This window comes from Paenibacillus sp. DRB1-1, assembly GCF_052119485.1.
Classification (GTDB): Bacteria; Bacillota; Bacilli; order Paenibacillales; family Paenibacillaceae; genus Paenibacillus; species Paenibacillus polymyxa_B.
The window spans coordinates 63,489-88,403 of sequence record NZ_JBODQH010000001.1 but is presented as its reverse complement, the minus strand read 5'-3'; the positions used below and the strand labels follow the sequence as shown (position 1 = coordinate 88,403).

The 24,915-nt window shown below is 44.7% G+C and carries 29 protein-coding genes; 25 read left to right on the top strand and 4 right to left on the bottom strand.

All coding sequences use genetic code 11. From position 1 onward, the window contains the following. The first annotated feature begins 64 nt into the window (after positions 1–64). From ACQW03_RS00345 to ACQW03_RS00325, 5 genes are all read left to right on the top strand, one after another. Complete coding sequence (locus ACQW03_RS00345) at positions 65–1,447, top strand: MFS transporter (protein ID WP_441947768.1); 1,383 nt, start codon at positions 65–67, stop codon at positions 1,445–1,447. 80 nt (positions 1,448–1,527) lie between these two features. Further along, complete coding sequence (locus ACQW03_RS00340) at positions 1,528–2,097, top strand: hypothetical protein (protein WP_104495509.1); 570 nt, start codon at positions 1,528–1,530, stop codon at positions 2,095–2,097. A 68-nt stretch (positions 2,098–2,165) separates the two neighbouring features. Next, complete coding sequence (gene rpmG / locus ACQW03_RS00335) at positions 2,166–2,315, top strand: 50S ribosomal protein L33 (protein ID WP_007430271.1); 150 nt, start codon at positions 2,166–2,168, stop codon at positions 2,313–2,315. A gap of 95 nt (positions 2,316–2,410) precedes the next feature. Continuing rightward, positions 2,411–2,881: a hypothetical protein gene (locus ACQW03_RS00330; RefSeq protein ID WP_023988396.1), complete on the top strand. Its 471-nt coding sequence runs from the start codon at positions 2,411–2,413 to the stop codon at positions 2,879–2,881. Positions 2,882–2,898: 17 nt separating this feature from the next. Then, positions 2,899–3,144, top strand: coding sequence for a type B 50S ribosomal protein L31 (locus ACQW03_RS00325; protein ID WP_013310118.1), 246 nt, complete (start codon positions 2,899–2,901; stop codon positions 3,142–3,144). Positions 3,145–3,255: 111 nt separating this feature from the next. Here the strand turns inward: ACQW03_RS00325 and ACQW03_RS00320 are convergent, their stop codons facing one another. Genes ACQW03_RS00320 through ACQW03_RS00310 form a run of 3 tightly spaced genes read right to left on the bottom strand, consistent with a single transcriptional unit; the run spans position 3,256 to position 6,365 of the window. After that, on the bottom strand, positions 3,256–4,359 hold the full coding sequence (locus ACQW03_RS00320; RefSeq protein ID WP_441947765.1) for a CobW family GTP-binding protein: 1,104 nt from the start codon (positions 4,357–4,359) through the stop codon (positions 3,256–3,258). An 18-nt stretch (positions 4,360–4,377) separates the two neighbouring features. Further along, positions 4,378–5,355, bottom strand: a complete 978-nt coding sequence (locus ACQW03_RS00315) for a TIGR03943 family putative permease subunit (RefSeq protein WP_220031267.1) — start codon at positions 5,353–5,355, stop codon at positions 4,378–4,380. Positions 5,356–5,363: 8 nt separating this feature from the next. Next, positions 5,364–6,365: a permease gene (locus tag ACQW03_RS00310; protein WP_071640758.1), complete on the bottom strand. Its 1,002-nt coding sequence runs from the start codon at positions 6,363–6,365 to the stop codon at positions 5,364–5,366. 234 nt (positions 6,366–6,599) lie between these two features. On the opposite strand from ACQW03_RS00310, the gene ACQW03_RS00305 reads away from it, so the two are divergent. From ACQW03_RS00305 to ACQW03_RS00235, 15 genes are all read left to right on the top strand, one after another. After that, positions 6,600–7,679, top strand: coding sequence for a CobW family GTP-binding protein (locus ACQW03_RS00305; protein WP_441947763.1), 1,080 nt, complete (start codon positions 6,600–6,602; stop codon positions 7,677–7,679). Beyond that, positions 7,676–8,800, top strand: coding sequence for a FecCD family ABC transporter permease (locus ACQW03_RS00300; protein WP_441947761.1), 1,125 nt, complete (start codon positions 7,676–7,678; stop codon positions 8,798–8,800). The genes ACQW03_RS00305 and ACQW03_RS00300 overlap by 4 nt, the downstream gene beginning before the upstream one ends. Continuing rightward, a complete protein-coding gene (locus ACQW03_RS00295; protein ID WP_441947759.1) occupies positions 8,797–9,585 on the top strand; it encodes an ABC transporter ATP-binding protein in 789 nt (262 codons plus the stop codon). Before ACQW03_RS00300 ends, ACQW03_RS00295 begins: the two co-directional genes overlap by 4 nt. Before the next feature lie 64 nt (positions 9,586–9,649). Then, a complete protein-coding gene (locus ACQW03_RS00290; RefSeq protein WP_220031270.1) occupies positions 9,650–10,672 on the top strand; it encodes an ABC transporter substrate-binding protein in 1,023 nt (340 codons plus the stop codon). Positions 10,673–10,889: 217 nt separating this feature from the next. Continuing rightward, complete coding sequence (locus tag ACQW03_RS00285) at positions 10,890–11,597, top strand: metal ABC transporter ATP-binding protein (RefSeq protein ID WP_025724201.1); 708 nt, start codon at positions 10,890–10,892, stop codon at positions 11,595–11,597. Further along, positions 11,543–12,391: a metal ABC transporter permease gene (locus tag ACQW03_RS00280; protein ID WP_023988405.1), complete on the top strand. Its 849-nt coding sequence runs from the start codon at positions 11,543–11,545 to the stop codon at positions 12,389–12,391. Before ACQW03_RS00285 ends, ACQW03_RS00280 begins: the two co-directional genes overlap by 55 nt. A 52-nt stretch (positions 12,392–12,443) precedes the next feature. Next, complete coding sequence (locus ACQW03_RS00275; RefSeq protein WP_071640765.1) at positions 12,444–13,442, top strand: metal ABC transporter substrate-binding protein; 999 nt, start codon at positions 12,444–12,446, stop codon at positions 13,440–13,442. A gap of 333 nt (positions 13,443–13,775) precedes the next feature. Further along, on the top strand, positions 13,776–14,138 hold the full coding sequence (locus tag ACQW03_RS00270; protein WP_023988407.1) for a response regulator: 363 nt from the start codon (positions 13,776–13,778) through the stop codon (positions 14,136–14,138). Positions 14,139–14,223: 85 nt separating this feature from the next. Continuing rightward, positions 14,224–14,712 (top strand): hypothetical protein, encoded by a 489-nt coding sequence (locus ACQW03_RS00265; protein ID WP_076294117.1) that lies wholly within the window; start codon positions 14,224–14,226, stop codon positions 14,710–14,712. 66 nt (positions 14,713–14,778) lie between these two features. Then, positions 14,779–15,153: a VOC family protein gene (locus ACQW03_RS00260; RefSeq protein ID WP_071640768.1), complete on the top strand. Its 375-nt coding sequence runs from the start codon at positions 14,779–14,781 to the stop codon at positions 15,151–15,153. A gap of 163 nt (positions 15,154–15,316) precedes the next feature. Beyond that, a complete protein-coding gene (locus ACQW03_RS00255) occupies positions 15,317–15,511 on the top strand; it encodes a hypothetical protein (RefSeq protein ID WP_013310131.1) in 195 nt (64 codons plus the stop codon). A 12-nt stretch (positions 15,512–15,523) separates the two neighbouring features. Further along, positions 15,524–15,859: a YolD-like family protein gene (locus ACQW03_RS00250; RefSeq protein WP_071640769.1), complete on the top strand. Its 336-nt coding sequence runs from the start codon at positions 15,524–15,526 to the stop codon at positions 15,857–15,859. 121 nt (positions 15,860–15,980) lie between these two features. Continuing rightward, complete coding sequence (locus tag ACQW03_RS00245; protein ID WP_441947754.1) at positions 15,981–16,325, top strand: cupin domain-containing protein; 345 nt, start codon at positions 15,981–15,983, stop codon at positions 16,323–16,325. Between the two features lie 66 nt (positions 16,326–16,391). Beyond that, complete coding sequence (locus ACQW03_RS00240; RefSeq protein WP_441947752.1) at positions 16,392–16,973, top strand: TetR/AcrR family transcriptional regulator; 582 nt, start codon at positions 16,392–16,394, stop codon at positions 16,971–16,973. Positions 16,974–17,033: 60 nt separating this feature from the next. Continuing rightward, the gene (locus ACQW03_RS00235; protein ID WP_441947750.1) at positions 17,034–18,902 is read left to right on the top strand and encodes an alpha/beta fold hydrolase; all 1,869 of its coding nucleotides are present in this window, start codon (positions 17,034–17,036) and stop codon (positions 18,900–18,902) included. 49 nt (positions 18,903–18,951) lie between these two features. On the opposite strand, the gene ACQW03_RS00230 is transcribed toward ACQW03_RS00235, so the two are convergent. Further along, positions 18,952–19,821 (bottom strand): aminoglycoside 6-adenylyltransferase, encoded by an 870-nt coding sequence (locus ACQW03_RS00230; RefSeq protein WP_076294115.1) that lies wholly within the window; start codon positions 19,819–19,821, stop codon positions 18,952–18,954. 537 nt (positions 19,822–20,358) lie between these two features. Between ACQW03_RS00230 and ACQW03_RS00225 the strand changes: the two genes are divergently transcribed. From ACQW03_RS00225 to ACQW03_RS00205, 5 genes are all read left to right on the top strand, one after another. Continuing rightward, positions 20,359–21,054 (top strand): response regulator transcription factor, encoded by a 696-nt coding sequence (locus ACQW03_RS00225; protein ID WP_441947747.1) that lies wholly within the window; start codon positions 20,359–20,361, stop codon positions 21,052–21,054. A 1-nt stretch (position 21,055) separates the two neighbouring features. After that, on the top strand, positions 21,056–22,111 hold the full coding sequence (locus ACQW03_RS00220) for a HAMP domain-containing sensor histidine kinase (protein ID WP_441947745.1): 1,056 nt from the start codon (positions 21,056–21,058) through the stop codon (positions 22,109–22,111). 221 nt (positions 22,112–22,332) lie between these two features. Then, entirely contained in the window at positions 22,333–23,514 is a 1,182-nt protein-coding gene (locus ACQW03_RS00215) for an alpha/beta hydrolase family protein (RefSeq protein ID WP_071640781.1), read from the top strand. A gap of 223 nt (positions 23,515–23,737) precedes the next feature. Next, the gene (locus tag ACQW03_RS00210; RefSeq protein WP_441947743.1) at positions 23,738–24,553 is read left to right on the top strand and encodes an ABC transporter ATP-binding protein; all 816 of its coding nucleotides are present in this window, start codon (positions 23,738–23,740) and stop codon (positions 24,551–24,553) included. After that, positions 24,553–24,867, top strand: a complete 315-nt coding sequence (locus ACQW03_RS00205) for an ABC transporter permease (RefSeq protein ID WP_441947741.1) — start codon at positions 24,553–24,555, stop codon at positions 24,865–24,867. Before ACQW03_RS00210 ends, ACQW03_RS00205 begins: the two co-directional genes overlap by 1 nt. Positions 24,868–24,915: the final 48 nt, after the last annotated feature.

The following is a 24,915-nucleotide window of genomic DNA, read 5'->3' as shown; positions in this document are numbered from 1 at the left end:
GGATATTCAAAAGCAGTGAAATACGATCTTAGATAAGAGGTTGACAGGAGAGGGAGAAAACCAAATGATAAATGAACAAACTTATCCCAATGCGGATAAGCTTATGCGTGTGTTAGCTTTCACACTTGTTTTTTCAGTGATGAACGCTTTTATGTTTAATGTCGTTATGCCTGTGATTCGGGAGGAGTTTCATATTAGTGCTTCCGATGTAAGTTGGCTGCTGACTGGCTATATGATCGTGTATGCGGTTGGCTCGGTGACCTACGGCAAATTGGCAGATAAATATCGTCTTAAGGATTTGCTGACGTTTGGGATTATCTTTTTTGCACTGGGTTCGCTTATTGGACTGTTGGCCAATCAATTTTGGATGCTCATCGTAGCTCGTTTGCTTCAGGCTGCAGGGGCTGCTGTTATTCCGGCAACTGCTATGATCGTCCCAGTCCGTTATTTCTCGGCTGAAAAAAGAGGACGTGCTTTGGGCGTCACAGCAATCGGCTTGGCGTTAGGTACTGCACTGGCTCCGATTATTTCCGGTTTGATCACTGGTTTTGCAAGCTGGCGTTTTTTGTTCGTCATTTCCATGCTGCCACTGATCGCATTGCCGTACTTTCGTAAATATTTGGACGATCAGCGTGGAGAGGATCAGAAGTTCGATTTTCTTGGTGGATTATTGCTGGGTGGAACAGTAGCCTTCTTATTACTTTCGATTTCGCAAACCAATATGATGTTTTTTCTGGTCGGTATGGTGTTATTTGCACTGTTTATATGGCGTATTAACACTGCGCATGATCCATTCATCCAGCCGAAGTTGTTCCGTAACAAGCAATATTCATACGGGCTGCTTATCGCTTTTTTAGGGACGGGGATTAGCTTTGGATTGCCGTACTTGGCACCGCAGTTTCTGAACAGTCTCAATCAGCTTACGCCGGCAATAATTGGACTGGTTATGTTTCCGGCTGCTATTGCGTCGGCTCTATTAGGTAAAAGAGGGGGACGTTTGGCGGATAGTAAAGGAAATTCGTTTCTCGTCTATACAGCTGTATCGCTTTTGTTTATCTGTTTTATCAGCTTGTCTACGTTTGTGGGTGCATCTCCGTATCTGATTTTATTTTTGCTTATTTTCGGAAACGTAGGTCAGACCTTCATGCAAATTGCCATGTCCAACACGATTTCTCGTACCTTGTCGAAAGACCAGATTGGTGTTGGAATGGGGCTGCTATCTCTGCTGAATTTCATTGCCGGCGCGATCACGACAAGTATTTTGGGCAAAACGCTGGATAGTTCGTCGTCCTTTCATTTGAATCCTGTCGTAACTAATGTGCAGGTGTTCAATTTTAGCAATATATTTACGGTGCTTGCACTGATTGCGCTTGTGACGATGGGACTTTATGCGTTGCAATTCCGAAGGGGTTCACGCCGTAATACGCCTGCTGTTGAACAAGGATAAACATTTGATGTAAACTCATGCCAAAACAAGGGTATAATATAGAAGGAAAAGTTCATCTATGGAAGGACGGAGTGTCCGGCATGACAAGAAACCTTCAATATGTGCCCTATGGTTATGAGCCTCCGAGCGAGACGCATAAAGGGACCATGGTCTACTATGATACGTTTGAGCAGATTACAGTCAGAGAGCTGGAGCTTTTTGCCGAAACGGGGGCTGCATTATCTTTTACAAAGCTGGTGCTGTATCCGCTACATGAAGAAACCGTCAGAAGAATGTGGAAGCAGCCGGTACGTTCGTATTACAAGCGGGTGGACGAGCTGGGAGAGTGGCAGCGGGAGCAGGCTTTGAGTGCTGTTATGATTGAGAGTTGGGAAGGTAAGCGTAAAAAGTATACGCCGATTGAAGCAGCCATCCGTTTTTTGGCGGAAAAGTATACGACCCCACTTTTTTTGTACATGAGTCCTGAAACTGCAAATTTGTGCGCTTCCTATGCATCGTTTGGAGAATGGATTAGAAATGTCAGATTGCTGCTTTCAAGCGAACCCCAGGAACTTCATCCGAAGCTTGCACAGTACCGTAATCGCTGGAACACGGTAGAAGAAGCGACAAACCGTGACTCTAAGGTTGACAAAGCGGAGCATGAATTATAGAATAGAACTAATCGTAAAAATTACTATTGTAATTGTATACCATGTATTCCAATTAAGGAGGAAGAGAAATGCGCGTAATTGTTACCTTGGCATGCACCGAATCCGGTGATCGCAACTATACAACAACCAAGAACAAAAGAAATCATCCGGAGCGTCTTGAAATGAAAAAATACTCTCCGCGTCTGAAAAAGTACACGATCCATCGTGAAACTAGATAATTTGAGGCTTGCTATATAGCAACCTGAATGATCCTGCATCCTGAACGGAGCCTGTAATTCTAATGAATATAGGGCTTCATGAAAGGAGCTGTGGCATGATCTCTCCAGTTAACGATGAAGAAATCGTGTTAAGTTTGCAAAAGCCTGCGTTATGGAACCGGCGAAAACTTGAATTAGTCCAGTGGACAGAGCGTCCAAAGTTAAAGCTTGCACCTAAGAAAACGGCTTTTTTTCAAGGCTGTATGATAGATGCCGAGCTACATGGCACGCTTTGCCTTTTGAATCGAAAGCACGTGGCTACCGAGTTCTCCTGTGCTGGTGTCAGCATTTGGGACGAGCCGGAGGACCATTCACTATATGCTTATATAACGATGAAGGCTGACGAAAGATCCGGAGCGTTCGTGCAATGGGCGATGCGATATATGCGGCATCGTTTGCTTGTCGTTTACGAGCTTGAGCGCAACCGTTATGATCTGTCGTCTTTTTTTCTGGGACATAACCGTTCCTTTTGCCAACTGATGGAGTATTGCGCCAGTACGTTTGAGTTTGAAACTAAAACTATATGAAAGATTAGGTGAAACTAATGAAAAAAGATATTCATCCAACATTGAACAAAGTTATCTTTTTGGACCCTAGCTGTGGATTTACTTTCCTGAGTGCTTCCACTAAATATTCGCAAGAAACGATGGAATGGGAAGATGGCAACACATACCCAGTTATCCGTGTAGATACTAGCTCCGCTTCCCACCCGTTCTTCACTGGTAAACAAAGAAACGTGGATATCGGTGGCCGTGTGGATCGCTTTAACAAAAAATATAACCTTAAGTAAGAACAGTCGAGCGTTATGTTTATGGATTATGCTAATAATCCGTGAATATCGCTTTTTAAAAAACCTCCTGCATCTGCAGGAGGTTTTTTTGTCTTAATCTAGACCTGTCATTTATAGCGAAATGAAGCACTGTTCCCATTGGTCGGTAATGGATGCTTTGTCGAGCTGCTCCCCAATTAGTGTGACATATCCCTGACTCACGGGAAGTGCAGTAGGCTGCCACTCCAAGTGATTTCCTGAAAATTGCAAAAGCATTGTACCTTCCTGAGGAAGTACGCAATAACCTTTCGCTCGAAGCAGCGAGGAACCTAACCCGGTTAGAAAGTTTTCTAATCGTTGTTTTTCGAGTGGCTGAGGAGAATATTGATGCAGCGTTAAGCTCTCCAGACGGGAGAACGAATGAGGCTGCTTAGGATCGTGGTCATGACTGTGTGCCGAAATAACTTTGAAAGCCGTACTTCTGGAGACACTACTGGGTCGTCCGATACTTTTGACGGGAATGGGGACGAACGGTGCATCTGCATCAGTGAGCTGGACCTGTGCAGGTGCTGGTTGAGGTGTCTGTGCAGGTTTCGCGGCAACGGATGCGGAGGCCAGAACAGGCTCTAGTAGTGGTTCAAGGTCAACCCGGCTATATTCAGTAGTTTGCAGCTTGGCCGTATCGTTGAGTTTGCGGATGCTCTTGACGACCTTCGTCACTTCACGGCTGCTTGCTGCATCCGTCTTGTTCACCACAATGAAGTCTGCGGTGCGCAGCTGTCCGTGCAGGGTGCGAACCAGTTCTTTATCAGCCGTAAAGCGGCTATTGTATTCATGGAACAGCTCAGCATCCACAACACTGATGCTGTGAACCAGATAAAGCCGATCTGCCAGTAGGGGGGAGCGAAGCTCCTCCAGTACTTGCTCGGGGTTGGCTACCCCGGTGGTTTCCATGAAGATCAGATCTGGCTCCTGGCTGAGCAGGGTATGCAGAGCCCCTGCCAGTTCATTTCTTTTGCTGCAACAAATGCAGCCTTCTAGCAATCCTTCTACTGTTACGTCAGGCATTTCCTCTGAAATTATAGCGCTGTCTACATCATATTCACCCATTTCGTTCATTAAAACAGCAGCACGAAGGGGAATTTGGCGGGTATGGGCTAACAGGCGCAAAAGCAGTGTTGTTTTGCCGCTTCCAAGAAAACCACTGATTAAAATAACAGGAACTTTGTTCATCATTTTTCCTCCTTGGTGGGTTTAGTGTACTGTGTTCAAGCGATCAAAGGTAGCTACTGAGTCTGCTTGGGTATAGACATAAGGGGATTCTGGCTGCTCGACAGCGGTTATTTTTTCGGATCGAATTTCAAGTACGGGAGCGTTGCCCTTTTGTGTGGCATGCAGTGTTCCTTCAATGGTCACCCAGGTATCCTTGTCAAAGGACGGGGCTTTCTGGGATTGAACGATGATCCCGAAGGGCATGGCATCGGCAGTACAACACATGACGAGGAATCTACCTACTGCAAATAGGCCTTTACCTGGCAGGTTGTCGTCTTTATAGACAAAGCCGGTCACCTGTACTTTTTTTCCTTCAAAAGCTTGTTTATATAATTCAATGGCTCCAATAGTTTCGGAAAAAATCTCCGGCTTGATCTGTATGATAGGTTGCTGATACAGGCGTTTTGCCAGTTCGGCGAATTCTACATTGTACTTATCAGGCGGAACGAACAGCTTATCCAGCGTTTCCTGACTCCATTTTCCCTCTGGAGGGTACGAAGTTGGGTCAGAAGATGCAGTTGATAAAAGGGAGGTGGTGGATGCTTTCGTGGTCTGTGTATCTGTTTTTCGTCGGATATCCGGGTTGGGGTACGTGAAGGACATACCTTTTTTGACGGCCATATCACTACCAAGTGCCTGATTGGGCAGCAGAGAACCGAACAGGAGCGGGATGAGCAGCATTCCATATACGAGTGTTTTTTTGAACCAGCTTTGCGGCAACGGATGCTCACAATCGCATACGTCCTCACCGTCCCGCTCCCCAACGATTCCGTGCCATGCCATCGCCAATGCGATGAACAAGAGTGGTACAGGACAGAGTAGGAGCAGCTTTTGCATATGGGGAGCTAAGTAGTAATGAAGTGCATTCGTACGGTTTAATAAGATAATGTACACAGCCAATCCGATCAGGAGCAAGGAGCGCATGCCGTATTGCCAGCGGATGCTAAAGGTTGAATTCACGTTTGTATTCACCTCCCCAATAACCATTCAGCAGCTATAGAACCCACTAGGACGAGTGAAACAATAAGCAAGCCCAGGATGGCGACAAATTTGGTGCGGAAGGTGCTTAGCAGCATGAGCGTGCCTTTGAAGTCTAGCATCGGACCGAGTACAAGAAAGGCTGCCAGCGGACCCAGTGTAAAGGTATGTGAAAAAGCAGTGGCTACAAAGGCATCCGAGGTGGAACACAACGACAGTATGTAGGCAAAACCCATCATAAAGGCGTACGATTCGACCGTTCCGTTGCTTAACGAAAGCATTTCATCACGTGGGATGAAGGTTTGAATGCAGGCTGTTAATAATGCGCCGATAATGAGATATTTACTCATGTCCAAAAACTCGTCACCAGCATGTACAAAAAAGCCCCGCCATGTGCGAGTATGCCGATGAGTCTGATTGTTCTGCTTTTGCTGGTTAAAAGAGAGCAACGACCGTTTGAGCGGATGCACTCGCACAAAGGCATACACGATCAGCCCGATGATCGCGGAGACGGCAAAAGCCAAACCCATTCGAACGGCAGTGACCTCTGGATGGGAAGGGAAAGCCATCATCGTCGCAGCCAGTACCACAGGATTGATAATGGGTCCGCTTAAAATAAAAGTGATACCCATATAGGCAGGCATTCCCTTGAGCATTAATTGGCGAACGACAGGGATCATGCCGCATTCACAGATGGGAAACAGCATACCTAGTAAGGAGGCCAGTAGGACACCCGGTACAGGATGCGCAGGCGCTATTTTGCGAATCCATGTCTCCGGTACAAGCCACTGCAAAAGGGATGAGACGAGCACACCGATAAGGAGAAACGGAACAGCTTCCAGAAAAATACCCATAAATACCGTTTTTAACGGTTGCAGCTGCCCCATATCTAACAAACGAAGCCACTGGGGAGATAGCGTGACAAGCACAGGGATGAGAAAGGCAAACGGAATCATAAAAGGCAGCATCTTCAACAGCGTACTGTTTTTCATTCCACGTCTCCTTGGGAATAAGGGTTCTTATCTACAGCCTATGTCTGTAAGGGGACAATCATGCTCGCTGGATTATGCTTGTATCACCTCCTATATTGACAATTCAAAGAGTGGTCGTATATATTTATGTTTATTATTAGTAATTATTACGATTAATTTCTGATAAAGGATTGCAAGAAGGAAATTTTTACGGTACGATCCATATTAAATGTTGCAAAGACAAGGAGGGGTTATATGATACCGATTGTTGTTTTATCCGGTTTTTTGGGTAGCGGTAAAACCACTCTTCTTCAGCATGCGCTGGCTTACTACAAGGAGAAGGGCTTCAAGCCAGCCATTTTGATGAATGAGTTGGGTGATGTTAATCTGGACGGCAGTTTGGTGAATGGCCAAGCACCCATGAAGGAAATGCTCAGCGGTTGTATATGCTGTACCATTCGCGGGGATTTGGGCGTCGAGCTCATGAATCTTGCTGAGGAATATAAGCCGGACGTGATTATTGTAGAATGTACCGGAGTGGCTAACCCGATGGAGATTGTAGATGCAGTGACAGACGCCTCCATTTATTCTTCTATGATTTTACAATCCGTTATCACGGTCATAGACGCCCGTCAATTTCTGGATTTTGCCTTGGGGAACGAGAGAAGTAAGTCGCTTCGTTTGATGCAGGATCAGCTTCGGTGCGCTTCCAAACTGATTATTAACAAGACCGATTTATTGACTGCGGGCGAGTTGGAGAAGGTACAGGCCCTCGTAAAAGAGTTAAATCCATATGCTCTGACTGTGAGCACGCAACGAAGTGACGTGGACGCGGGTATTTTTTTCTCCACTCAAGGAGAGGAGCGCATGGACGTTTCGAGGCATAAGGAATCCGCAGTTGATATTGAGAGTAAACATCCTCATTCGGAAAATCATCTGCACACGTATGATCATGATAACCATTCAGACCATCAGTCTCATGATCACCATGATCACGCCCATGACCACGAACATGGGGAGCATTATCATTCCTACGACCATGTAGTTGTTCACACGCATTTCTTTGGACAACCTGTGCCACGATCCGAGTTTGAACAGTTGTTCCGCAGTTTGCCAGTTGAAATTTACCGGGCCAAAGGAATTGTGCGGTTTCTGGAATCAGAGGGCCAGATGATGTTTCAATTTGCCTATCGGGAGCTGGAAATCATTCCGATCCGCCCGCAAAAGCCAGTGAACGATGTAGCGGTTGTCATGGGTGAGAATTTCTCTGCTTCCGAGATCGAGGAACAATTGAGAAAGCTGGAAGCGGCCGAAAAGCCATTGAGTAGTTCATGACTTCGAGAACGAGCAACCTTAATCCATCAAGACCCAATCCATCACAACATAATTCTCGCGCACACCTGGCGGGCAAGCCTACTTGGGGATTTACAACAATTCTGCTGCTGACTGCTGGGCTGTTGCTTTCGGTCACACTCGCGGTCATGCTCGGTCCTGTAGCTGTCGCACCGGGGACGATATGGCGAATTGCACTGTCCCATCTTCCCTGGCTGGACCAGTGGATACCCGTGACATGGACCAAGCCTGAGCAATATATCGTTTGGGAAATCCGCTTTCCACGCGTGCTGCTAGGGGTTGTCGTAGGAGCAGGACTTGCTGTTACAGGGGCGACTATACAGGCATTAATTCGTAATTCGTTAGCGGACCCCTATATTTTAGGAGTCTCGTCTGGGGCTTCGGTGACAGCCACGCTGGTAATTGTGTTCGGAGCTTTTGGTTTTTTAGGACGACTTGCGCTGCCTTTATCTGCTTTTATAGGCTCGTTAGCTGCAATGCTTATGGTGTTCGCGTTAGCTCGTGTGGCTGGGAGCGTATCGACGACCCGCTTATTGCTGGCAGGGGTGGCGGTGTCCATGATGCTGTCGGCTGTGACTAGCTTTATTGTTACAATGGCCCCGAATGAAAAAGGCATTCGTGACGCGATGTATTGGATGATGGGAAGTCTGGCAGGTGCTCAATGGGACACGCTTTTCATTCCAAGCCTCATTGTAGCCGTTGGAACGGCTGTGCTCCTGACCCGATACCGTTCGCTGAATGCTTTGCTAACGGGTGAAGAGGCCGCAGTAACGCTTGGTGTGAACGTACAGGCGTTCCGCGTATTACTGGTTGTTGTGGCGTCTTTTTTAACCGGGGCCGTCGTATCAGTTAGTGGATCGATTGGCTTTGTCGGGCTTATGATTCCGCACATCGTTAGGCTGATAGTGGGATCAGATCATCGGCGTGTACTACCCGTCAGTCTGTTGGCGGGAGCTATTTTTGTCGTGTGGGCTGATGTATGTGCCCGGCTCGTGCTGGCTCCACAGGAGCTGCCGATTGGTATTGTAACAGCTGTGTGCGGAGGACCCTTTTTTGTGTGGCTGCTGCGTCGTAGTTCCTACTCGTTTGGAGGCGAAAAATGAATATAGAAGTCGAATGCGTGACCTTCAGTATTCACGACAAACGGCTGATCGACGGCATCTGTCTCCAGGTAAAAGCAGGGGAGCTGGTCGGATTGATCGGTCCGAATGGCAGCGGGAAATCGACGTTGCTCAAAAATATGTATCGTGTACTAAAGCCTGACAGTGGTTTGGTTACGTTGGATGGCCAGAATATGCTGCGGATGAAGTATAAAGAGACGGCCCGACAAATGGCAGTGGTGAGTCAGGATGCGCCGCAAACGTTTGATTTTTCAGTACGGGACATCGTGCTGATGGGGCGCCATCCGCATAAGAAACTGCTGGAAGCAGATACTGTCGTTGATCATGAACTGGTCGAGCAGGCGCTGGAGCGGGTAGGCATGGATGCTCAGGCGGATCAGGGCTTTGCCACCTTGTCCGGCGGCGAAAAGCAACGGGTATTGATCGCCAGAGCTTTGGCCGGGCAGGCGAAATTTCTTGTTTTGGATGAGCCGACGAATCATCTGGATATCAGGTATCAGCTGCAAATTTTGGATTTGGTCAAAACACTTCGGATAACTACGCTAGCTGCACTACATGATTTGAATTTGGCGGCATTTTATTGTGATCGAATGTATGTATTAAAAAAAGGCAAAGTGGTAGCCTCTGGCATAACGGAGGATGTGCTTCAGCCAGACCTGCTGTGGAGTGTATTCGGTGTGGAGACAGAAATCTGCATTCATCCAAAAACCGGGAAGCCGAATATTACCTTTTTACCGGATTCTCTCAGGAGAGGAGGCTATCCATAACGTCAACAGAAAAGGTGATACGATGAGGAAAGATATACTACAAATAAAAGAGGAGACGGTACATATGAAAAAATATAGCAAGCCCGCGTTACCGCTGGTTATGCTCGCTTTGGCGATGATGCTGTTGTTATCAGCCTGCGCAGCAGGAAACACAGCTCAAACAAGCGATCCATTGGCAAACGGGCAGCAACCTGCCGCATTGCAATCGGCAACCAATAAGACGTCGGTAGAGCTTGAGAACATGGGCGTTAAAATGGTATTTCCCGAGGCGCCCAAACGCGCAGTTACATTGAACCAGCATGCAACTGAGGTTATGCTGGCTCTTGGACTGGAATCCTCTATGGTAGGAACTGCGTATTTGGATGATCAGATTTTGCCAAAATATAAGGCTCAATATGACAAAATCCTGGTACTGGCCGGACAATATCCATCAAAAGAGGTGTTTATGGCCGCTGCACCGGATTTTGCCTATGCGGGCTGGAAGAGTGCCTTTAATGATAAAAATCTGGGTTCCCGTGAGGAGCTAGCCAAACAAGGGGTGCTGACCTATGTACAGGAGTCCTCCAATAAACCGGGTCCCACGTTAGAAGATGTGTATCAGGATATACTAAATATTGGGCGTATTTTCAGGGTTGAGGAGCGTGCAGAAAAGCTGGTAAATGACATTCGTGAACAAGTACAGTCCATTCAGACTCAAATTGGTGTTGTTGAACAGGCACCCAAGGTGTTTGTCTATGACAGCGGAGAAGACAAGCCCTTTACGGCTGCCAACAATTACCTAACGTCTTTGATTGAAAGTGTGAAGGCGAAAAATATTTTTGATGATATCGACAAAAGTTTTACCGAGGTAAGCTGGGAAGAGGTTGTGAACCGTAATCCTGACGTCATTGTCATTCTCGACTATGGAGATACTTCACTGGCGGATAAAGAGAAGCTGCTCCTGAGCAAGCCTGCGCTGGCTGGTGTGGAAGCGATCAAAAACAAACGGTTTATAGTACTGCCATTATCCGCAGCGGCTGAAGGCGTGCGCGCTCCGATCGCATTGAAAACCTTGGCTGCAGGCTTGTACCCGAACAAGGTGAAGTAAACAAACAAAAGAGTTGCCAAAACATTGACGAACCTTGCCTAAACTGTTAAACTTGCTAATGCGTAAAGGTTACGTTTATCAAACGCTTATTTTTTTATTACTAAATCGTAATAATTACGGTAGATGGTTTAATGATCATAAACGACCTGGAGAATCTGCGCAAATGATGATCGCTCAGATGGCTCCAGGCTTTTTAAAGGAAAAGGAGATTTGCGTCATGTTATTGGCCTCATTGGAACAGGTCACATTTGGCTACGGAGACGTTCCTAACTTGGTGGATGCCAATGTTGAAATTTTTTCAGGAGAATTTGTAGCCATTACCGGACCGAATGGTGCTTCCAAATCAACCATGCTCAAACTGTTGCTCGGCTTGCTTCAGCCTTGGAAGGGCAAGGTGTTCATGTCTAACCGTACAGGTGAAGGCAAAAAGCTTGTTGTCGGATTTGTATCCCAGCAAATTGCTGCCTTCAATGGCGGATTTCCAAGTACGATTTTGGAATTTGTCCGTTCAGGAAGATATACTCATGGCTCTTGGTTACGCCGTATGCGGTCTGAGGATCATGATCTGACTGAGCAGGCGCTGCGTCAAGTAGGCATGTGGGATTTGCGTCACCGTAAAATCGGAGAATTGTCGGGTGGACAGAAGCAGCGTATTTGTGTGGCAAGAGCACTCGCTCAGGAATCGGATTTGCTCATTTTGGATGAGCCTACGACCGGAATGGATCAGGAAAGCCGCCATCATTTTTACGATCTGATGAATCAGCAGGTTAAGGAATATGGAAGAACTGTGGTCATGGTGACCCATGGACTATCGGAAGTGCAACATTATCTGGATCGAATTATTGAGCTTGAGAGGAAGGAAGATGGCGGATGGAAATGCTGCACTACGACTTCATGCAGCGGGCATTTTGTGCCGGTGGGGTAATTGCACTGCTGGCCTCGGTGCTTGGAGTATACCTGATGCTACGGCGTCAGGCTCTCATGGCGGACATGCTATCGCATGTATCGCTGGCAGGGGTGGCAGCGGGTGCCTATTTAGGCATTAACCCGACGATAACCGGATTTATTGTTGCCGTAATCGGCGCGATTATCGTTGAATACGTCCGCAGGTCTTATAAAACATATAGTGAGATATCTGTGGCTATTATTATGGTAGGTGGCCTCTCGACGGCCGTTATTTTAATGAATCTGAATCAGAGCATCAACAAAGGGTTTTCCGCTTATTTGTTCGGTTCGGTAGTAGCGGTCAATCAGACAGAGCTGATGTTGATGATTGTAGTGGCTGTGATCGGAGGTATTTTCTTTTTTGTATTCCGGCGTCCATTGTATCAGATTACCTTTGATGAAGAAACGGCGAAGACTAATGGACTTCCTGTCAAGTCCATCTCATTTGCATTTAGTATTTTAACAGGGATGATTGTAGCTGCTGCAATGCCGATTGTCGGTGTGCTGCTTGTCTCCTCACTCATCGTGCTCCCTGCGGCGCTGGCGATTCGAATTGCACCGAGCTTCGCGGCAGCCATCTGGATATCTATGGTCACTGCATTGATCGGCGTATTTATGGGTTTAACGGCATCGTATGAACTCAGTACACCCCCAGGGGGGACAATTGCCATGGTGCTGTTATTATTCCTGATCGTAGGAGCTGGTATTCAAAAGCTGGTCCGTAAGCTGGGCAAGCAACAGGCTTCCCGACGGAAGAATGCGACAGGCCAGTGAGTGTAATTACAGTGAGAGTGACTAAAAACTAACACATAAAGGAGTAATGAATATGAATACATGGTTCAAAAAATCATTTGTATTGTCTGCGGGACTAGCACTTATTTTGTCTGGCTGCGGAGCCAAATCGGATAATGCAGCTACAAATGCTTCCCAAACCGAGCCGAATGCGGCACAAACAGCAGACAGTGGTAAGAAGCTGAATGTAGTCACCACTTTTTATCCAATGTATGAATTCACGAAGCAAGTTGCTGGAGACCATGCTAACGTAACCGCGTTGATTCCTGCTGGTGCTGAGCCGCATGACTGGGAACCGAGCGCCAAAGATATGGCACAGGTTAAGGATGCTGACGTATTTGTTTATAACGGTATCGTCGAAGGCTGGGCAGAACAGGCTTTGAGCAGCGCGTCCAACGATAAGCGTGTAGTAGTGGAAGCAAGCAAAGGGTTGAACCTGATGGAAGGGACTGCTGAGGAGGAAGAAGGAGAAGAAGCACACGCAGAGGAAGGCCATGATCACGATCATGTGCTGGACCCTCATGTATGGCTTAATCCAGTCTTAGCCCAAAAAGAAGTAGAGTCCATTGAAGCAGGGCTTGCGGCAGCCGATCCGGCAAACAAAGCTGATTATGAGAAAAACGCTGATGCTTATATTGCCAAGCTGAAGGATCTGGATAACGAGTTCAAAACAGGTCTGAAAGATATAAAACGTAAAGACTTTATTACACAGCATGCTGCTTTTGGTTATTTGGCTAGGCAATATGGTCTGACCCAAGTACCCATTGCCGGATTATCTCCGGAGCAAGAGCCTACACCGGACAAGCTGGCGGGTATTATCAAATTCGCTAAAGAAAATAATGTAAAAACGATTTTCTTCGAAACTCTTGTTGATCCGAAGGTCGCTGAAACCGTAGCTACTGAAATCGGTTCAAAAACCGATGTACTGAATCCGCTCGAAGGATTGACGGATGAAGACAAACAGAAGAACCTGGATTACCTTGGTGTAATGAAAAACAATCTGGAGGCTTTGAAAAAAGCTCTGAATGAATAAGGAATTCTTAAACGAATAAGTTTAAAAACTGACGTCGGAATGATACCGGCGTCAGTTTTTTTATAACTATCTAAGAAGATTGTACTTTTTTGGCTAGTGCTCTAGTTACAGTAGATATATAGTCCTTTGTAATTTGCTTTTCAGAAATGATTTACGTCATTGTGAAACGTTTTTTTGAAAACTAATCCTGTAGTAGCTAGTTTCAAATTCCTTTTATAATTCATTGGTAGCGTTTTTATTTTTACAGATTCTTTCTATTAATATTACTAGTTTATTCACCGATATTGAAGTTTGGGCGTGCATATCATTTGACAACGGATTGGAGAGGTTAATTTGGCAACAGTTATAGTAGTGGATGACTCTTTATTTATGCGTTCTGTGCTTAAGGATATTCTTTTGGATTTAGGTCACGCTGTTATTGCGGAAGCAGAAAATGGGTATGATGCCGTTTTGAAATACGCACACTTTCGTCCCGATTTAATCACCATGGATATTAATATGCCTAAGATGGACGGACTTGAGGCTGTTAAAAAGATTGTAGAGCTTGATCCCCAAGCCAACATTTTGATGTGTTCTGCTTTGGGGCAGCAGGAAGCGATTATAAAAGCATTTCAGGCAGGCGCAAAAGACTTTATTGTTAAACCATTTGAGATGGAAAGGGTCGTGAATGCAGTCACAAAAATGTTGGGGAGTTAATGAATCAAGATTTTTAATACATAAATATTGAACATGTTAAAGCGAGAATTCCATGCTTATTTTCACGAATATGGAGATGAATAGGATGAGCAATCGAGTGTTGTCTCAAAAAGTATTTATAGACGAACTGATCACTACGATCAAGAATGGAGGGCTTGTCCCTGTAAATTATGAACACCTCGTCAGCGAACAAAGGGAAAGAATGGATGCTCTTAACAATGAACTCACTCTTCGTATTGAGGGATTAGAGACCGATTTGATCTCTGCTTCGACACATTCCATTCCTTTTGCCAATGGCGAAATTATGTTTCTTGCTCGCTATATTGTACTCATTGGGGATCATACCGAGGGATATTTTGTGTTCTATCGAGCAGAAGACTGTGAAAGTCCAGAGGAATATCAGTTTTTAACAAGCTCTTATCAACTTCCACATTTATTACTTGAATTATCTCTTTCTTTAAAAGAACATGGTACTAATGAGCCGCTTGATATTCTGACTTATTGGAATGGGCCTGTCTATCCGCTGAAAGATTTGAATAAAGAAGATATTAAGCTATCCACCTATGAATTTTAAAGTGAGGAAACAGGACTAGGGGCATCGAGCTTTGGTAATTACTTATACAAAGGAGTTGAAAAATCAATGATTAGTAAAGTCGGTCAAATTATGTTGTATGTAAATAACCAGGATGAGGCACTGGATTTTTGGACAAAAAAAGTAGGATTTAAAGTAATTTCTGAAGAAAATAATGGTCAAGGAATGAGATGGATTGAAATTGCTCCTGGAAAGGGTGCAGAAACAAGCATCATTCTCCACAATAAGGAATTCGTTGCTAAAATGTCACCTGAATTAAATCTCGGTACACCTTCTTTAATGTTTTTTTCGGAAAATCTTGATCAATTATATGACGACTTATCAAATAAAAATGTCAAAGTTGGAGAAATTGTAACTATGCCTTTCGGAAGAGTGTTTAATTTTGCAGATAATGAAGAAAATTACTTTGCTGTAAGGGAATGAACTAAATAATAAATTTTCGTAGAAGTTAAATTTTTAAGTTCAGATTACATTGTTACGAATTCCCTTGAGAGAGTCAAATCCCTCAGGGGATTTTTTTACATTGATAATCAAACGCATGTTCGCATATAATACAAACAAACGTTCTGATAAGGAGTGAAGGATCATGTTGGAAAAATATGTGGGGCAGATCGTGGAAATCGTGTATTTGGATCGGAAGGGCAAACTGTCTCATCGGCGTATCGAGGTGCATCGTGTGCAGAATGGCTTGATACGAGCCACCTGTTTACAGACAGGCCAGCCACGTGTTTTTCGATTAGATCATGTATTGGCATGGCATCCGGTAACCAGAACAGCATAGGAGGGGCTTACGATGGGGAAAAAGCTTGAAGGAAATGGTATATGGGAAAGCTCGCGCATGATTTTGCCTGAGCATCGAGAGGCATATTTAAGACTGATGAAGGAGCAAGGAAGGCGCGGCAAGCCAGCACTGGACGATCAGGAAATGCAGCAGATTGAACAGGCCATTATCCTATCCTATAACGAACGTAAGCCTATTACGCTAAAAGTGTTCAATCCATTTGATGATGAGGAGCTGCGTGGACTGGTCACAGTAATTAACACAAGTCGGCGAGAAGTGAAGCTATCCCGTGGGGAAGAGGATTTTAGCTGGATAAAGTTGGAGGAAATTATCGAGGCGGATATTTAAAAACAGTCTGACTAAGTCGGAGTGCTTTTTACATTTGTCCCGCCGTTTTTTAAAATTAAGATTGTAGCTCTATGAATCCATATTTAAAATAAAACTGTAATTGCAAAAGGAGGAGTTCAATATGAAAATAAGTAAAAATAATGCTGAACATTATATATGGGGAGATCAATGTGATGGTTGGCGCTTGGTGAAAAATAATGATTTGAGCATTATTCATGAGCGGATGCCCGGAAATACACATGAGGTCAGACATTATCATCATCATGCGTGCCAATTTTTCTTTATTTTATCAGGTACAGCGGTACTTGAAGTGGATGGTGAACGAATCCAATTAGGATCTCAGGAAGGGTGTGAGGTTCCTCCTATGGTGCCTCATCAAATGTTTAATGAAACGAATCAGGATGTTGAATTTTTGGTTATTTCTCAGCCTGCGAGCAGAGGTGACCGGGTTCTGACCGAAAAATAATATTTTGGAGCAGACATGTTCCAGCGAAGGTTGACAAGTCTTTTTTAGTACCGTATAGTGCTAAATATGATGAAAAAAAATAAAATCACGAATCGGGATGTTGTTCTGCGCATCGCCACCTCATTGTTTCTTACCCAAGGATATCATGCAACAAGTATGGATGAAATTGTGGCTGTGAGCAATGTGTCCAAAACGAACATTTACTATTATTTTAAAAGTAAAGAAGAGCTACTTTCGGCCATTCTGGATCAACTGATTCAAACGTATAATGAGATGATTTATGAAGTTGTTTCGCGTAAGGATCAGTCTGTTCAGGAACGTTTTGAAATCCTTCTTCAATTGCTGACAGAGCAAGAGACAGATTGTTTGGGAGGCTGTCCCTTTATTACTCTTTATACGCAAATGCCTCAAGATAGCGCCTTGTTTCGGAATAAAATAAGCCAGTTCTTCCAAAGCCAAATCACTATCGTAGAAATATTGCTGAACGAGGGAAGGGAAAGATTAGAGATTCAGGCTGAACTTCCTGCGAGGTCGACAGCCCAATTCATCATCTCGGCCATTGAAGGTGCGCTCTTTCTGCAGCATGCAAGCCAGGACCCGAGCATACTCGAAAATTTAAAATTTACTTTAGCACTTCTGCTAAAGTGATTTTTTTAATCTTTATTAGTACTAGGAAGTACTAAAAATTAAAAAAGGCAGGTTTCCTATATGGCACATATCTTTATCACGGGCGGCACAGGGTTTATCGGCATGCATACGTTACGACAACTTTCCAAGGAGGAACACACTATTACCGTCCTGGTTCGTTCGCAGCAGAAGTGGGAACAAATATGCAGGCAAATGGATTTGGAGACAGCGTGGCATACCGGGAAATTAACACCGGTTATTGGCAATTTGAGTATACCTGCTCTAGGATTAAATCCTGCTGACAGGCAACTCGTGGAGACAGCAGATGTGATAATTCACGCAGGAGGTCCGATGGATATTCTGCTGGGAGAGGAGGATGCGAGAGCAGCTTTTCTACAAGCGGCAGAAGAAATGATAACGTTGGCTACACATATTCATGCGAGCAAAGGATTACGACATTTTATTCATTTGGTTGGGTACAAAAGCCCTTTTAATGATCATAACTGGCTTACTCCCGAGCCGGTCATCGCTCATTTGGAACAGGCACCTCCATATGAACGGATGAAATTTTTGGCTGATTTGCGTATCCGTCAAGGAGCACACAAGGAAGGATTTCCGCTTTCGGTTGTCCATTTGAGCGTTGTCATGGGTGACTCAGAGTCTGGGGATACGCCCCAAACTGGTGGGCTAGGCATTCTCGTAGGTTCTACAGCGCGCAAGCTTATGGGACTTGTCCCCGGCGGAAAATCTCATTGGCTTCCCTTGGTCCATGTAGATCATGCAGCCGAATTGATCAGTGTTCTTACGAAGGAATCACATCCTGCTAGTGAAACATACTACTTGATGGATGACAGGCAGCAGAGTCCAACGATGATAGAGCTGGGAACGAATATGGCGAAGGAGCTTCGTGTACGTAAACCGCTCGGTTCGATTTCGCCAGCTTGGCTAACCAGTATACTGGGTACTCCTCTGGGCCAAAAGTTAGGTATTCCGAAGGAATCACTTGATTTTATCGTGGATGTGGACTACCCACTGGACGCAGCACGAGAGATTCAACGTAAATACGGGTTGTCACAGGCGATGAACAAAAGCGTGTTCCCATTTGTCATTACTGATCTTGATTTCAGGATTGCTCATTCCACCATAGATACAGATGGATATGTCCGCAACAGACGTGGGCCATTAGCTACACTGGAGCGAAGGGTGAAGAATGGAAATCCAACGATCGTATTAGTTCACGGTACTTTCAGCGGGGCAGATTGTTTGATACCGCTGGCAAATCAATTTCCGGAATCCTCTGTTTGCTTGGTGGATCTTCCCGGTTTTGGCCGTTCCCCATACCATCATAAGGAGGATGTACTAGAAGGCCACATTGAATCGTTAGTGCAGGCTATTCAGGCTTTGGAAACGCCGATCTGTCTCGTAGGTCATTCGTTCGGCGGACTACTAGCTGCTAAGGTATGGGAACGCGTACCTGAGCGTATCAGTAGCTTACACCTATTGCAGCCTGTATTGCATACTGCTCCGCGCAGATATCGGAGCGCACGAATTACGGAGAGTATGCTAGGCAGACTCAGCGAGTCAGGCTTACGCAAGCAATTGCTTGCGCAGACTTGTTTTGAAAGTATCGACGATATCCCGCCAGCATACATCACGTATGTTCTTGAAGAAATGCGTTCTCCACGCGTAAGAAAGACGACTGCGCAAGCCCTAGCCATGCTAACGAAGTCCGATAGCTTCCGGTCGGTCCCTGAGATATCCGAAAGAATGTATAAAGAGGAGGTTTCGATTCTATGGGGTGTGAAGGATCAGATCTATAAGTTGCCCGAGCCATTTCATGCCCTGCATACGCTGAATATTCCGGCAGCTCATCATTTTCCGATCTCGCAACCGGAACGAACAGCGCAATATCTAAAGCAGCACATAGGACAGAATAACGTTAGTGTATAAAAATAAAACCAGCCTAGCACATATAAATCAAGTGCAGACTGGTTTTTTATCAATAAATGTCCTTAGCATCTGCTGGGAGAGCTTTTACGTGATAGAGATAGTTTGTAACACGTTGATCGTCCAGAGTCGGATATTTGTAACCATAATGGTTCGCCACCTCGAGGGCCACTTCTCTAAATAAATTACCCATGATAAAAAGAGACTGCCACATATGTTCATAATCTGCATCCGCAAATGTTTGGATGTAGAGCGTCCAAAGTCCAGGCTCAAGGTGGTTCTCGAAATATTTTCCCTGTTTACCCGGATCTGCCGCGAAGTCTGTTCGTATACCAATATGCCATTCCAGCATCAAGTGAAGCGTATCTCTCACAGGCCGATCCAGCATAAATTTGGCATAGGGCAGCTCCTGTCGCCATAATCCCTTAGCCACATAAGTACTGACCCACCAGAACTCGTTGCAGGAATTCGCATAGACTTGGGCAGTTGGAGGTATCGTCTTATAATCTTGAAGACTTGGCGGTGGGAAAGGCTCCACAAGTCTGTCTTTATCCAGCAGCAGTACACTTAAGCTGTCTCGGGTCCAATTGGCGATGTTATTCGCAGGGTAGAGTGTAAGATCTATGCGATTGCCGTCCGTAAATAACATGAGAAAAGCAAAGCGATCACGGGGCATCGGAGTAGGTTCCATATGCTCATCGGGCGTCTGCATAATGATCAATTCACCAAAATGGTTGATCCAGCGACGTTCCTGAATAAAGCTGTCCATGGAGGATACGAGAAAGACGATATCATAATCCTGAAAAATGTCCCGTGGAGCATGTGGATTGGCGCGTGAACCATTCAGAATTACGGCACGTACCCGTTCGTCCTCTTGAGCAAAATGGAGAATGGTATGAAGCATTTCATGTTCACTTCTCATATTAGTTGTCTCCACAAACGGTATCTAAAGGAGAAAAACGTGGACAAGGGAGCAATAGAAATAATGGCCACTAGCTCAAGGATCATCAAGGAAAACAACCTCCTGTAAGTTCTTTTATCTGGGAAAAGTCTCCTATCCTTACAATAGCCTATACACAGAAGCCATTCAATTGTGCTGCCGAGGCCTTCTTCATTACCAGAAGTACACTTGACCGAATTGTATGTTTTATCCATAATGAATCGAGGCATCAAGTACAGACAGGCTTATGGGAGGCAAATCAGACAGATGTGTGCTCATCACATGATTCAAGGAATGGAACTCGCGGAATCTTATTTTTATAGGAAGTCCGGATAATAAAGCCTTTTTAAAAAAAATCAACATGTTGCTTCAAGAAATCCTATTACCTCAACTGGCATCCAAAGGAGAAATATCCAGAACTGGAGAGGCGCTTTGAGCGCAACTTTTTTTGTCAATTCGAGTCCATGCGGCTCTTGTGTTATAAATGCAGTCCATTTAAAGAGGTTGGGAGGTATAAAGATGCCAAAAACGATATTAGTTGTAGACGACGATGAAGAAATCGTAAAACTCATCACAAAGAGTTTAAGGTACGAGCAATTTGCAATAATTTCGGCATGTTCCGGGAAAGAAGCCTTATCTGCATTGGAAGAAAATAACATTGATTTCATCGTTCTTGATATAGTGATGCCTGATATGGATGGACTTGATGTCTGCAGAAGTATCCGAATTTCTTATAATGTCCCAATTCTGTTTTTAAGTGCGCGTGATAAGGACATTGATAAAATCGTCGGGCTCGAAATAGGAGCAGACGATTACATGACCAAACCTTTCAGTATTCAGGAGCTTGTCTCCAGGATAAAGGCTCACTTCAGAAAAGTGGATAGGCTTTTTAAAGAGTGGGATGAACTTAGTCCAAGTAACGAAAAGGCGGATGCTCCGCTCATTTTGAACGTTAAGACGTTTGAAGCATTTCTGAATAGCAGGAAGCTCGACTTATCAACGAAGGAATTTCAGATTCTGTCTATCCTCATGCGCCACCCCAATCATGTATTGACTCGTGAGCAGATATATGAAAACGTCTGGGGAGACGAATACGGAGAAATAAATACCGTAACAGTTCATATAAAAAATATCCGTAAGAAACTTGGTCCTGAGTATGACTTTATTAAAACAATATGGGGCATAGGATATAAATACACGGAAAGAGAGCAATAGTATGAAACTGAAAATAAAGCTTCCTCTTTTGTTCCTGCTGATGTTTATAATATTCATGTTTTCGATTGGAATGTATTTGAAGCTTGTCTTTGCAGTATATTCCCCTATACGCAGTTCATTGCTGGACTCGCGATATATAGCATTGCTCCTGCCCATATTTGCAATTGCCTGTTTCATATTTATTATTCTGATTATCTATATTCATTTTTGCATAGAGAAACCCATTCAGCTTCTGAATACCAGGCTTGAAGAAGTAAATATTGTACATCCACTGCCTCCGCTAGCTTTGAGAAGTAATGATGAGATTGGAGAACTTTATAAGCACTTCAATAAGATGGAGCATCGGCTTCAACTCGCGCACAAAGAACAGATTGATATGATCGCGGCAATTGCCCACGACTTGAAAACACCCTTGACATCTATTAATGGTTTTACTGAACTGCTGGCTACACACAAGGATTTACCAGAAACTGAAAAGCAGGAATATTATGATTTGATTCAAAAGAAGTCAGGATATATGGTCGAACTCATCAATGATTTCTCCAGCTTCACCAAAGAAAAACTGGAGTTGGAATCTATGGTAGCTAAACCTGTAAAAGCATCAAAATTATTTGAAAACATTGCCCTTGAATATGAGTATGAGTTGGCGGGACTTGACAACGAGCTTACTTGCCGCCATTCATTCACGGAAAATATATTGCTGATGGTCAATGAACCGATGATACGTCGGGTTTTCGGCAACCTCTTTAGCAATGCTGTAAGATATGGAGGGAAAAATAAACTGAAAGTGTATATGACCGGATACCCGCTAGGACAGTATGCCTTTTTTCAAATCGAGGATAATGGAATTGGAGTGCCGGATAAGGATATATCTTCTCTGTTCCTCAAATTTTTCACTGTGGATAAAACTCGGCAAATCCAAAAGGGCGGGCTGGGTCTGGGTCTTGCAAGCTGTAAATCCATTATTGAACATCATAGGGGCGAAATTTGCGCCTACCCTTCCGAATATGGCGGTTTGGGGATAAGATTCAGCCTTCCCTTGGCCGCACAACACTGATTTTATTTTTGCACATTTTCTTTTACTACAGGAGTTAAAGGCTGCTGCCAGGTGTGAACACCCAGGCAGCAGCCTTTTTTGTTTTTTCAGCGGTTTATAGTTTTTTATATTCTCTTTATAAACATTTATTTTTCTTTTAAAGAAGCTTTATTTTTGTGTTGTAAAAATTACTTGTAGTAAAAAAACTACAATCACTAGAACTGGAAAAGGAGGATGTTGCAATGTCAATTGAGTTCAGCCGTTGGCCCAATAACTACATGATGTCATACCAAGTCACCAAAGCTTTGGGTATGGCAAGCCTCGGTGCTACGGACGTCACCGAGATCTACGAGGCCTGCAAAAAAATCGACCCCGATGACAAGGACACGTGGCACAGGGAATGGCTCATAACGGCTCAGGCATTGGAAAGACACGGCAAGGAGGCCGAAACGGCTGGAAACTGGTATACAGCACGAAACTGCTACATTCGTGCCTGCAATTACTACAGAATTGCGGAATATGCGGTGATGGATGATGACACCGAGAAAATCCGTGTATTTAAGAAAGTAAATGAACTCTTCGAAGCTGCCGGAAAGTACTTCGATGTCCAACCGGAGAAGATCCAAGTCGATTACGAAGATGTCAAGTTGGATGGTTACTTCTTCTCCCCTTCCTGGATAAAAGGTCCGAAGCCGACCCTTTTTGCTCTCAACGGTGGCGACGAGTGGTCAATTGAAAACTATTTCTGGCTAGGTCCCGCTTTTATTTCGTGTGGATATAACTTTCTGGTCTATGACCAGCCTGGCACCGGCCTCTCGCTGTACGAAAAGGGAAAAGGAAGACGAGCGGACAGTGAGGCTTTCCATTCCCGAGCAATCGACTTTCTTCTAACGCGGCCTGAAGTCGATCCCGATAAGATTATCGTGCACGGGGAGAGTTTTGCGGCTTACGACTCGCTGCGATTCGCTTCGTTCGATCACAGGATTGCTGCCGTCATCTCCGACGGCGGTACGCACGCCTTCGACTGGGATGCCATGCTTAAATGGATGCCGCCGAGTCTGGCCGCACACGGCATGAGAATTCTGGGGGCAAAAAGCTTGGAGGATTTTGCGGGGAATCCGCGTTTTGCCTATGATCTTGAGGGCGTGCTCCACCAGATAGAATGTCCGCTTCTTGTAATGCACGGAGCGGAAGAGATATTGGTTCAGCCAAATCCGCTGACACAAGCCTTGAAGAATTACGAGCAAGCGGGTTCGAAAAACAAGACGTTCTACCCGATAGAGGATAGACGACTTGGCGGATTAGAACACTGTCAGGTAGACAACATCAACGTGCTGCATGAGGTAGCGCTGAATTGGCTCTGCTCAATTGGGCTTGGGCCAGCCTCGCCTCGCTTAAGCGATTGCCAGGACATCATAAAGTAGATTTATTGAAAAATTTCTGATTGAGCTTGTTCAGGAGTGTCGTACTTAGAATCCTGAATAAGCTCTCTGTTTATGGAGGAGTTGAAGGCTATGAGTATTTTATCAAGGAAAAAAATGGAAGAATGCCCGCCATACAAATTGAGGGAGTGCACAAAAAATTTGGCGACTATATCGCATTGAACAATCTTTCGCTGGAGGTGAGCCGAGGAGAGATATTTGATTTTTGGGACTGAATGGCGCTGGAAAGACAACGACCATAAAGATGCTCTTGGTGATGCTCATGCCAACCTCCGGCAAGCTCTATATGTTAGGTGAAAAGGTCGATGCCGGAAACTATAAATTATGGGACAAGGTTGGATATTTGGAGGAGGCTACTTTTTATCCCGATTTAACTGTAGTTGAAAATCTTGACATAGCACGACGCATGCAAAGGGTGCCTGACAAAGATTCCGTAAATCGGGTTATCTATAAGTTGGGGCTTGAGCTGCACAAACAGAAGAAGGCAAAGAATCTTTCTTTAGGAAACAAACAGCGCCTGCGACTTGCGAAAGCAATGATTCACAATCCGGAAATTCTAATATTAGATGAGCCGATAAATGGCCTCGATCCCGCAGGCGTGGCGGAGATGTGGAATATGTTATATAGCCTAGCGAAAAATTTCGGCGTAACTGTTTTCATATCCAGCCATCTGTTAGAAGAACTCTCGAAAGTTTCCACACGCATTGGGATTATTCACAATGGCCATCTTGTTAAAGAAGTCGCAATGGATAAGCTGGAGAAATCGTTACAGAAAAACTTAGTGGTGAATGGCCGCGACAAACATGCCTTAAAGGAGGTGCTTGAAGAGCATGGATATGAATTTGAGGAGACAATAGACGGCTATATTAAACTAACCGATGACCACGCAGCGGATAGTCCTGAACGACTGGCCGAACTGCTGGTTAAATCCAATCAACCGCCAACATTGCTTCGAGTGATTACGGAGGATTTGGAAGGATATTTTCTCCGCACAATTGGTATGACAAGGGGGAATATATAATGAATATTTTTTCTGTCTTACATTGTGAGATTCGCAAGATTATCTGCGCCGATGTGTTTTGGTTGGTATTTCTTATTTTTGCATTTGGGCCAATCATGATGGGAGTCGGAATTATTTTATCCAGTGACGCCGGCGGCATCAATTGGAAAATGTATTTAACCGAATTGCTTGATAGTCTTGCCCCGCTGGGACTTATCGGGTACACCTTTATCGCGGCATGGGTATTTGGACGAGAGTTTTCGGATAAAACAATTAAAGATTTGCTGCAAAGCCCGTTTCCAGATCGAAAATTGTACTGTCCAAATTCCTTGTAATGTAGCTTTTGCGCCCCGGCTTATAGGCATTCTCACCTTTCGCCGCTT